Below are 10372 nucleotides of genomic sequence, written 5' to 3'. Positions count from 1 at the left end.
ACGACGAAGGCCGCCTGATTGACGCATGCGCGCGGGCGTGGCGAGCTGTATGATAGCGTTGGGTGAAGGTCAGGCGGCTTGCTGATCGTCGGGCTTGCCGGCTTGGCGCAGAAGCTTCCATTCCCAGGGCAGCAGTTCGTGCAGACGCGATGCGGGAAGATCGGCGATGCGGGCGAGGACGTCGGCGAGCCAGGCCTTGGGATCGACGTCGTTGAGACGACAGGTCGTGATCATCGTCAGCATGATGGCGGCACGGTCGGCACCACGCTGGCTGCCGGCGAAGGTCCAGTTGCGCCTTCCCAAGGCGATGCCTCTCAATGCGCGCTCGGCGCAATTGTTGGTCAAGCAGATCCTGCCATCGTCAAGGAAGTAGGCGAAGTCGTCCCAGCGCCTGAGCATGTAATTCATGGGCTTCAGAACCACGGCAGAGCGCGAGAGGGTTTCTCGCTCGCGCAGCAGCCAGGCGTGCATGTCGTCGAGAAGCGGCTTGCTCTTTTCCTGGCGCACGGCACGCCGCTCGTCGGCGCTGCGACCGTTGATGGCGCGTTCGACCTCGAACAGCCCGTCGAGGCGCCTGACCGCCTCCAGCGCGATCGGGGAGATGGGTTTGCCTTTCTGGCCTTCCCTGGCATTCTTCTCGATATCGGCCAGTTCGAAGAACCCCCGCCGCGCATGAGCGAAGCAAAATGCCGGCGTGATCGGCACCGCTTTCCTTTGCGGATCGAACATCGGCTCGAAGCCGCTGTAGCAATCGGCTTGCAGGATGCCGGCAAAGGCCGCCAGATGCCTCTGCGGGTGTTCGCCTCGTCGGTCGCTCGGGGCGTAATAGACCGCCGCCGGCGGCGCAGAGCCGGCAAAGGGCCGGTCATCCCGTACATAAGTCCAGATCCGCCCGGTCGTACACTTGCCCTTCGCCAGGATCCGGATGGTGGTGTCGTCGCCATGAAGGCGCTCGGCAGCAAGCGCATGACGTTCGATCAAGTGGAAGAGCGGCATGACGGCGAAGGTCCCGTGGCCGACCTGATCCGCCAGCGTCGACAGCGGCAGGTCGATCCTCTCGGCCTTAAAGCGCGCACTCTGGCGATTGAGCGGGATGTGCATACCGAACTTGTCGAACAGGATCGTCGCCAGCAATTGCGGGCCGATGAAGCCGCGTGGCGTGGCATGGAACGGCGCCGGCGGCTGGCTGATCTTCTCGCAATCGCGGCAGGTGAACTTCTCGCGCACTGTCTCGATGACCTTGAAGCGACGCGGGATCTCCTCCAGCGTCTCGGTGTCGCGCGGCGATCAGGATGGAAGGCAGCGTCAATCAAGGTGAGAGAGTTTCGCTGGGCTCGTGACGTAGGGAGGGCGTAGCCCGACCGGAGTTACGAGCCCAGCGTCGGCGCGATCCCGAGGAGGACCGCGCCGACTGGTGATCGCGGCCGGCGGGGTTATGCAAGTGGTTCTTCCGCCAAGAGGAATCACTCGCTTGCCCGGCCGACACATCACAGATCACCAGATGAGATGGGATGGTTGCCGCCCTCCCCAGACGGCATCGTAATGTGCCAAGAACGCAGAGTGTTTGAACCACGAAGCGAAGAGGACGACAAATTGATGGATACGGTGATCGGAGTGGATCTGGCCAAGAATGTGTTTCAGCTCCACGGGGCGTCAATGGCGGGACACTTGAAGTTTCGAAAGAAACTGTCGCGGCTTCAGTTTCGGAAGTTCATGGCGGGGCACCCATCGGCAGTGGTGGTGATGGAAGCCTGTGGCAGCGCCCACTATTGGGCACGGGAGATGGTCAAGCTCGGCCATGAAGTGAAACTGATCGCTCCGCAATATGTGAAGCCTTTTGTGAAACGCCAAAAGAACGACGCGGCTGATGCCGAAGCAATCGTGATCGCGGCACAGCGCCCCGAGATGCGCTTCGTCGAGCCGAAATCGGAAGAACAGCAGGCCAGGGCAGTGCTCTTTCGGGCTCGGAAGCGCCTTGTTCATCAGCGCACCGATCTGGTGAATGCGCTGCGTGCTGTTCTCTACGAATTCGGCCATATCATCCCGCAAGGAATCGAACATCTTAAACGCATTGACGCAATCCTCGAGGATCCGAACAGCGATCTACCAGAACTGGTCCGTGAGGAATGTCGGAGTCTCATTGATCAGATCGCCTACAAGACGGAGCGGATCGATGCCAAGGCAGAGCAGCTCAAGAAGTTGGCGACGCGGACTGTCACGGCACAGCGGCTGCAGACAATGCCGGGGGTCGGCCCGCTGACCGCACTGGCAATCGAGGCTTTCGCGCCCGACATGGCGGCCTTCAGACGTGGCCGAGACTTCGCGGCTTGGCTCGGCTTGGTCCCACGGCAACATTCCTCAGGGGGAAAGGAGAGGCTCGGACGCGTTTCGAAGGAAGGACAGGCGGACATTCGCCAGTTGCTCATCGTTGGGGCGATGTCGCGGCTGAACTGGCTCGGGCGCAAGTCGATCCCTAGCGGATCGTGGCTGGCGCAGATGCTGGCGAGGAAGCCGCGCATGCTTGTGGCGATCGCCTTGGCGAACAAGATGGCTCGGACGATTTGGGCCATGCTCACCCGGAAGGAGGATTATCGGAACCCAGCGCAGGCAGTGACGGCGTGACTGCATGCAGCACGAAATAGCCTGACGTTGGTTGAAGGGGGTGTGAGAAGGCGACGACCCGAATGGGCGCAACGATCGAACAGATCTGGATCAGGAAACCAGCTAGAGCCAAAGAGCCGACGTGCTCGGAGATGAGAATTGGACCTGGTCCGCGGATCACCATACCGGCCAGCGGCTTCTGAAAATGCCGTAAAGGAAGGCCTGACAGAAGACCGCACTCGATCACACGCCAAAGGGTCAGAAACTTCTTGCATTGCGGGCGGCAACCACAGAAGGCTCTACATGAAGTACCGTCAGACCGATAGCCCGCCAGTGGCGGCGGCCAAGGCGTCATTCAGTGCGTCGACCGCCTATCGGATCGAGAGAGATCCCCGATTTCCATCGCAAAGGAAGGCGCCCCGCGGCCGGCGACGACCGGACCCGTTGAGCGAGGTGTTCGAGACCGAGATCGTCCCGATCCTGAAGGCGGCACCTGGCTTACGCCCGGTGGCGGTGTTCGAGGAGATGCTACGGCGTCATCCGGATCTCGGCATCGGTATCCGTCGTACCCTGGAACGTCGGATCCGTGCATGGCGGGCGGTCCACGGCGAGGAGCAGGAGGTGATCTTCCGCCAAACCCACGAGCCTGGCCAACTCGGCCTCTCCGACTTCACAGACATGGACGAGTTGGGTGTTACGATCGCGGGTGCTCCGTTGGATCATCGTCTCTATCACTTCCGTTTGGCCTATTGCGGGTTCGAGCACGCCCACGTCGTGCTTGGCGGCGAGAGCTTCGTCGCCCTGGCGGAAGGCCTGCAGAATGCCCTCTGGTCGCTCGGTGGGGCGCCGCGGGAGCATCGGACCGACAGTCTGTCGGCCGCATTCTGCAATCTCAATCGTGATGCACGGGACGATCTGACGCAGCGATACGAGGCCCTTTGTGCCCATTACGGCGTGCGGCCTTCCCGCAACAATCGAGGCGTTGCTCACGAGAATGGTTCGATCGAAGGGCCCCACGGTCATCTCAAGCGAGCAATCGCGGATGCCTTGCTGCTGCGCGGAACTATCGACTTCGACGATCTTGCCACCTATCGCGGCTTCATCGACGAGATCGTCAGCCGCCGCAATGCCCGCAACGCCAAGCGGATCGATAGCGAGCGCGTGGTGTTGCAGGAGCTGCCCGATCGGCGCACCTCCGACTACGAAGAGGTGATCGTCCGCGTGACCTCGTCCGGCGGCTTCACCCTGCGCAAGGTGTTCTACACGGTGCCATCGCGCCTGATCGGTCACCGGCTGCGGGTGCGCCTTTACGACGATCGTCTCGACGTGTTCGTCGGGGGCACCCATCTCGTCACCCTGTCGCGTGGGCGGCCGCATCCCAATGGCAAGTACGACCAGGTCGTCGATTATCGGCACGTGATCCATTCCCTGCGGCGCAAGCCGATGGCACTTCTCAATCTGGTCTACCGAGATCAGCTGTTCCCGCGGGATGCCTATCGGAAGACCTTCGATCGCTTGCGCGAACGCTTGCCGGACAAAAAAGCCAGCCGGATCATGGTCGATCTCCTCGCGCTCGCTCATGAACGCGGCTGCGAGGCCGAACTCGCCGATCAGCTCACCGCCGACCTCGAGGCCGGCCAACTGCCCGACCTCAACCGGCTACGTGCTTACTTCGCCCCCGATCCCGCCAACCTGCCGAAAGTCGTGGTGCAGCTCGTGCCGCTTGCGACCTACGAATGCCTCATCGGTACCGCCGAGACCGGAGGTGCCGCATGAGCGTAACGAACACGGTTGATGCCGCGCGCCTCAATCTGTTGCTCAATGAGCTCCGTCTGCCTGCCATCAAGGTGCTGTGGGCGCAATTTGCCGAACAGTCCGACAAGGAAGGCTGGCCGGCCGGCCGCTTCCTCGCGACCATCGCCGAGCACGAGATTGCCGAACGCGGCCGCCGTCGGACCGAACGACACCTTGTCGAAGCACGTTTGCCCACCGGAAAGACCTTCGACAGCTTCGACTTCGAAGCCGTGCCGATGATCTCAAAGGCGCAGGTGATGGCGCTCGCCGCCGGTGACAGCTGGCTGGGCAAGGGCGCCAATTTGCTGTTGTTCGGCCCGCCCGGCGGCGGAAAGAGCCACTTGGCGGCAGCGATCGGCCTGGCCCTCATCGAGAACGGATGGCGCGTCCTCTTCACCCGGACCACCGATCTCGTGCAGAAGCTCCAGCTAGCGCGACGCGAGCTTAACCTCGAGGCGGCCATCAATCGTCTCGATCGCTTCGATCTCCTGATTCTTGATGATCTCGCTTACGTCACCAAGGATCAGGCCGAGACCAGCGTGCTGTTCGAGCTCATCAGCGCACGCTACGAGCGCCGCTCGATGCTGATCACCGCCAATCAGCCATTCGGCGAATGGAACAGGGTCTTCCCGGACCCCGCCATGACCCTGGCCGCTATCGATCGCCTCGTTCATCACGCCACCATCGTCGAGATGAACGTCGAGAGCTATCGCAGACGGACCGCCCTCGAACGAAAACGCGGTCCCGGACGGCCGCCATCGCACGCGACACCCAAAACCGTCGCTGATTGACGCTGCGCGACAATCAGAGTTCAACAAAACTCTTGCGCGCGACAATCATCGCGGCAATCATCATCAGGCCGCGACACGCCTCGCCATCCTGATTGCCGCGCACTTCCTACCCAGATTGCCGCGCTACATCTCGGTCACATCCTCGCCGATCTTCGCCAGTCGCGATCCGCCGCAGCAGGCGCAGCTCGTCGGAGCGTCAATGACGACGCGCTCGTGTTCGATGTCGTCCGGCCAGGGCTTGCGCACTGGTCGCTTGCGCGTGAAGGGGCGGACGTTCTGCGTCTTCGCCGCCGCGGCCTGCGCGGCAAGCTCATCCTCGCTCGCCGTGGTGGCAAGTTCTTCGAGCTCCAATTCCAACTGCTCGATTAGACGCGCCGTGCGCTCGGAGCGCTGCCCGTACAGTTCGCGTTTGAGCTTCTCGATCCGCAGCTCGAGATGCACGATCAGCGCCTCGTTATCCGACAGCTCCGCTCGCGCACTGGCAGCCATCGCCTCGGCTCGCAGCCGCGCCTCACGCTCGGCCTGCAGCGCTGCCAGGGCACTGACAAGGTCCGATGGAAGGTCGTCCGGCTTCGATATCATGAAGTTATTGAATCAGATCAAGCAGCAGATTCAAACCGTAAAACGACTATCCGACCCGCGTCGGACGCTGGGTTTCTTGAGGGTTGCGCCAATCGATTCCGGACAACAGGTAGCTCATCTGCGCCGGTGAGATCGTTACTGCTTCGCCGGCAACCGATGGCCAGATGAACCTTCCTCTCTCGAGTCTCTTGGTGAACAGGCATGCTCCCTGGCCATCGTGCCAGATCACCTTCACAAGATCGCTTCGGCGACCGCGGAAGACGAACAGATGACCGCTGAGCGGGTCCTTGCGCAGCACCTCCTGCACTTGGAGTGCCAACGACGGAAAGCCTCGGCGCATGTCCGTGTAGCCTGTCGCGAGCCACACTCGCGCGCCCGTTGGAACCGGGATCATCGGCGTACCAAAGCATCGAGAACGCGACGTAGCGCGTCTCCATCAACGTCGCCATCGACCCGGATGCGGTGCCCGCTACCAAGATCGATCTCGATGATGCCCTGGCTCTTCCGTCGACGCGCCGCCGTCGTCGTCAATGGCGCTTCGGCCACCTCCCGCGGCGGCGCAGACGGCCCAATCTCGACCGGCACGAACGGCGCTATACTCGCTTCACCTTGCTTACAAAGCTCTTTGCGCCACCGGAACAGCTGGCTCACATGAAGGCCGGCCACGCGAGCCACCTCGGAAACATTGGCTCCGGGCTCGAGCGATGCTGCTACTAGCCGTTCCTTCTCATCCTGCGACCACCGGCGCCGCCGCTCGACCGATGTGATCACCTCCGCCCGCGAAATCGTCATAGCGCTTCTCCTAGGATTACCCCTAGGACCTGCAGCGATCGCGTTCGTCAAACAAGGCGGCCTTTGGCGGAGGGATACGTCTTTCTTTCGCGGGTTGCTGGTGCGCAGGCGCCGGAAACATGGACCTGCCCGCTCTTCGCCACCGCACGAGAGTACTGGCGATGCTGACTTTATCTCATACGCTACCGAAGGCAGCATGGAGGATAATGAGGATACTAATTTAGACGCTTCTTCCCTTGAAACCCGGACATCAGCGGCTTCAATTCGACGGTCGTAATGGATCGGGTGAAAGCTGGCATTGCTGTTCCAGTTGAGAGGCCTCGCTGTGTATAGACCATGCAATCGGTGACGAGCGTCTCAATCCGGCAATTCCGCTAATGACCGGGCCCCACCGTCTTGTTCCAGCTTGGAGTTCGCCTTGGCCCAGACGAGGCCCAGAGGATGAAGCATAAAGAGGCCCATCATCGGAATCTTAAAGGAGCATGAGGCCGGCGTTTCGATCGCCGATCTGGCCAAGCAGCGCGAGAGGTCGCGTTACGGAGCCTTCGAAGGCCCGCCTCGCAGCAGTTGACGGTATCCGCTGTTGGCCATCCATAGCGCGCGCTCAAGATGGGTTTCAAACGCCTGCCGAGCCCGCTTGGGCTCGCGGTCTGGGTCGATACCAAGGACGATCCGCGCTACCTCGCGCCAGTCAGCGCCTTCGGCATTGGCGTCGAGCAGGCGCCAATACGTGATCATGTGCTCTTCATCGTACACGGTAAGGTCGGACCCAGAGGGCGCTAAATTAGCGAGAACTGCATTGGACAGAGGCGGCATTAGCTTCCCCGCGATCATTCGTTGTGATGCCGGAATATTTCCCAATGTTTGTGTCCGCGTCGTGACCGGTGCAGGATCACCCAAATAGCCGGCGGCTGACATTGATGATGAAACGCGCCGGTGCGCCGATGATAGCGCCGACTAGTCCATCGCCGGCGGCGCCACCGGACTGATCATCACCGCGCCGTGGACACTTAGAAGCGCGAATGCACGGTCTGGCGCTTCCGCCACCCCACACAGCGGCCGGAAGGCATCGCGCAAATGCTTCTGCGGCGAGGTAGTCACCGAATGCTACTCACCCACGTCCAAACAGACCCACCGGGCTAACCGCCGGATGAAGCATACCCCAGAACGTCCAAGCGCCGATCCGGAAGCAGCGGCCATCCGGACTGAACTGTTGAAGATGGGTGCCGATGTAAAACCTGACTTTGGCTCTGTCGGCAGGCGAATCGAATGGAAAGACGACCGTATCGCGTGGTCCTCCGCCTTGCCGAAGCGAAGAGGATGCCGGCGCGCGGAATCGCGCTCGAGATCGGACTGGCGGGGAACCTGTTCGATAGAGATAAATTAGATCGGCTCCGAGCTGCGCGCGCTTGCATCTTTTGGACACATTCGCGACCTGGTCAGAAAACGCTGCTCGCGCGCATTGTCGAGGGAGAACATGCCCCCACGGCCAGGAACAGCATCGATGATCAGGTCGGTGTGCTTCCATGTTTCGAACTGGGCAGCGCCAATATACACCGGCATTCCGCTGATACGTCCGAGCAGCACGTCACCGTCACCGACGAGAAAATCCCCTTGCCGGAAGCACATAGGCGAAGAGCCGTCGCAGCAGCCACCCGATTGATGAAACAGTACCGGACCGTGATCGGCGATTATTTCGACCAGCAATTCGATCGCGGCTTGTGTCGCAGTGACCTTATCCGGCATAGTGAGAATCCTCGGGGACACCTGTCGGCTGGCAGCAGCTCTACGCGGCGCCAGCCGAAGACCGGTCCATTGCAGTGAGAGGTCTAGTTGACTCAGCTAGAAAAAGCCGAGCTTCTTTGGGCTATAGCTAACAAGAAGGTTCTTGGTCTGCTGGTAGTGGTCTAGCATCATCTTGTGTGTCTCGCGGCCAATGCCCGACTGCTTATAGCCGCCGAACGCCGCATGGGCGGGATAGGCGTGATAGCAGTTTGTCCATACTCGGCCTGCTTGAATAGCGCGCCCAAAACGGTAGCAACGATTTGCCTCGCGGCTCCACACTCCGGCACCCAGACCATAAAGTGTATCATTCGCGATTGATAGAGCTTCATCGTCGGTCTTGAATGTCGTCACCGATACGACTGGTCCGAAGATCTCCTCTTGGAAAATCCGCATTTGATTGTGCCCGCGAAACACGGTCGGTTGCATATAGTAACCCCCGGAAAGGTCGCCTTTCAACTCGGCGCGTTCGCCACCAGCGAGCAGCTGCGCTCCCTCTTGCTTTCCGATATCGATATACGACAGAATCTTCTCAAGCTGTTCACTCGATGCTTGTGCGCCGAGCATTGTATCACCATTGCGTGGGTCGCCCTGTTTTATGGCAGCCACGCGCTTGAGCGCGCGCTCCATAAACTGGTCGTAGATGGATTCGTGGATGAGAGCGCGACTGGGACAGGTGCAGACCTCGCCCTGATTAAGCGCGAACATCACGAACCCCTCGATCGCCTTGTCGAAGTAGTCATCGTCCTCAGCCGCGACATCCTTGAAAAAAATGTTCGGCGATTTGCCACCGAGTTCCAGCGTGACAGGAATGAGGTTGTGACTGGCGTACTGCATGATGAGCCGCCCCGTGGTGGTCTCGCCGGTGAACGCGATCTTGGCGATGCGTGAACTGGATGCGAGCGGTTTGCCGGCTTCGACTCCGAACCCGTTGACAATGTTGATGACGCCCGGCGGCAGCAGATCCGCCACCATCTCCATCCACAACATGATTGACGCTGGCGTTTGTTCTGCAGGCTTCAATACAACGCAGTTTCCGGCCGCAAGCGCGGGTGCAAGCTTCCAACATGCCATCAGCAAGGGAAAGTTCCAGGGAATGATCAGGCCCACGACACCGAGAGGTTCATGGAAATGGTATGCTACGGCATCGTGGTCGATTTCGCTTAGATGGCCTTCTTGGCTGCGAACAGCGCCCGCGAAGTAGCGGAAATGATCGATCGCTAGCGGCAGGTCCGCAGCTCGAGACTCGCGAATTGGCTTGCCATTGTCCCAGGTCTCGGCCATCGCAAGCCGCTCGAGGTTTTCTTCCATACGGTCAGCGATACGGTGGAGAGTTAGAGCACGTTCAGCAGGGCTGGTTCGTCCCCATGCATCTTTCGCGGCATGCGCCGCGTTCAACGCCAGTTCCACGTCATGCTGATCGGATCGAGCGATCGAACAGATGACCTGTCCTGTCACTGGGGATGTATTTTCAAAATACTTGCCCGAAGCTGGCGGGGTCCATTTGCCGCCAATGAAGTTATCGTATGTCTTCGCGAAGGGGGCCCGTTTGGAAATCACGGAATCGGCCCCAGACGTGTCATTGCTGTTTGTCAGCGCTCGGACTGCGTCGCGCGATACTGTATGTCCCTGCAGCGCATAGGCCTCGATCTCGACTAGCTGCCAAGACCGCAGCATTGAAGTGACCTGTACAAGGGTCGATGCTGGCCGGACAGCGTCAAATACCTCCAAATGTGCCTTTGCAACAGCGTCGGCGTAAATAATATCGCGAACATATACGACCGTTCTGACGACATCCGCGAGGCTTGAGCCAGCATTCTTGAGCGCTGTTGCGATCGTCTCAAGCGCTGCCTTGGCCTGTTCGTAGGCGCCGCGTCCCTCGTAGCTCGCAGGCGCACACGTTCCAGACACATGAATCTGACCGTCTTTAACCACGGCCCTCGAATAGCCGAACACATCTTCATAGGCGCCCCCTGATGAGATGTTGCGCCTTGTATCAAGCATCGCTGTATCGAAGTCACTCATTTTAC

Annotated in this window: 8 protein-coding genes and 3 pseudogenes; 3 read left to right on the top strand and 8 right to left on the bottom strand. The window is 60.4% G+C overall.

Going from position 1 to position 10372, the window contains the following annotated elements; translation table 11 throughout:
• Nucleotides 1–69: 69 nt before the first annotated feature.
• Nucleotides 70–1275, bottom strand: a pseudogene (tnpC, locus tag WN73_RS14530) (IS66 family transposase); the annotation flags it as partial.
• Nucleotides 1276–1596: 321 nt separating this feature from the next.
• On the opposite strand from tnpC, the gene WN73_RS14525 reads away from it, so the two are divergent.
• From WN73_RS14525 to istB, 3 genes are all read left to right on the top strand, one after another.
• The gene (locus tag WN73_RS14525) at nucleotides 1597–2622 is read left to right on the top strand and encodes an IS110 family transposase (protein ID WP_271553406.1); all 1026 of its coding nucleotides are present in this window, start codon (nucleotides 1597–1599) and stop codon (nucleotides 2620–2622) included.
• Nucleotides 2623–2904: 282 nt separating this feature from the next.
• A complete protein-coding gene (gene istA, locus WN73_RS14520) occupies nucleotides 2905–4377 on the top strand; it encodes an IS21 family transposase (protein WP_271553405.1) in 1473 nt (490 codons plus the stop codon).
• Nucleotides 4374–5186 carry an IS21-like element helper ATPase IstB gene (gene istB, locus WN73_RS14515; protein WP_206736872.1) on the top strand — a complete coding sequence of 271 codons (813 nt, stop codon included), beginning with the start codon at nucleotides 4374–4376 and terminating at the stop codon, nucleotides 5184–5186. The genes istA and istB overlap by 4 nt, the downstream gene beginning before the upstream one ends.
• Nucleotides 5187–5315: 129 nt before the next feature.
• Here istB and WN73_RS14510 read toward each other — a convergent pair.
• The 7 genes and pseudogenes from WN73_RS14510 to WN73_RS14480 all read right to left on the bottom strand — a co-directional run.
• A pseudogene (locus WN73_RS14510) lies at nucleotides 5316–5768 on the bottom strand (IS66 family transposase); the annotation flags it as partial.
• A 46-nt stretch (nucleotides 5769–5814) separates the two neighbouring features.
• Nucleotides 5815–6135 (bottom strand): IS66 family insertion sequence element accessory protein TnpB, encoded by a 321-nt coding sequence (gene tnpB, locus WN73_RS14505; protein ID WP_439397588.1) that lies wholly within the window; start codon nucleotides 6133–6135, stop codon nucleotides 5815–5817.
• 23 nt (nucleotides 6136–6158) lie between these two features.
• Nucleotides 6159–6560 carry an IS66-like element accessory protein TnpA gene (gene tnpA / locus WN73_RS14500; RefSeq protein WP_128948459.1) on the bottom strand — a complete coding sequence of 134 codons (402 nt, stop codon included), beginning with the start codon at nucleotides 6558–6560 and terminating at the stop codon, nucleotides 6159–6161.
• A gap of 534 nt (nucleotides 6561–7094) precedes the next feature.
• Complete coding sequence (locus WN73_RS14495; protein WP_271553409.1) at nucleotides 7095–7376, bottom strand: DNA -binding domain-containing protein; 282 nt, start codon at nucleotides 7374–7376, stop codon at nucleotides 7095–7097.
• 567 nt (nucleotides 7377–7943) lie between these two features.
• Nucleotides 7944–8306 carry a DUF779 domain-containing protein gene (locus tag WN73_RS14490; RefSeq protein ID WP_271553404.1) on the bottom strand — a complete coding sequence of 121 codons (363 nt, stop codon included), beginning with the start codon at nucleotides 8304–8306 and terminating at the stop codon, nucleotides 7944–7946.
• Nucleotides 8307–8402: 96 nt separating this feature from the next.
• Nucleotides 8403–9902, bottom strand: a complete 1500-nt coding sequence (gene adh, locus WN73_RS14485) for an aldehyde dehydrogenase (protein ID WP_271553408.1) — start codon at nucleotides 9900–9902, stop codon at nucleotides 8403–8405.
• Between the two features lie 84 nt (nucleotides 9903–9986).
• Nucleotides 9987–10346 (bottom strand): annotated as a pseudogene (locus tag WN73_RS14480) (Rid family hydrolase); the annotation flags it as partial.
• Nucleotides 10347–10372 lie beyond the last annotated feature (26 nt).

This window comes from Bradyrhizobium sp. CCBAU 45394, from assembly GCF_028128655.1.
Taxonomy (GTDB): domain Bacteria; phylum Pseudomonadota; class Alphaproteobacteria; order Rhizobiales; family Xanthobacteraceae; genus Bradyrhizobium; species Bradyrhizobium diazoefficiens.
Note: the sequence above shows the minus strand (reverse complement) of the source record. Positions and strands in the feature narration are given on the sequence as shown.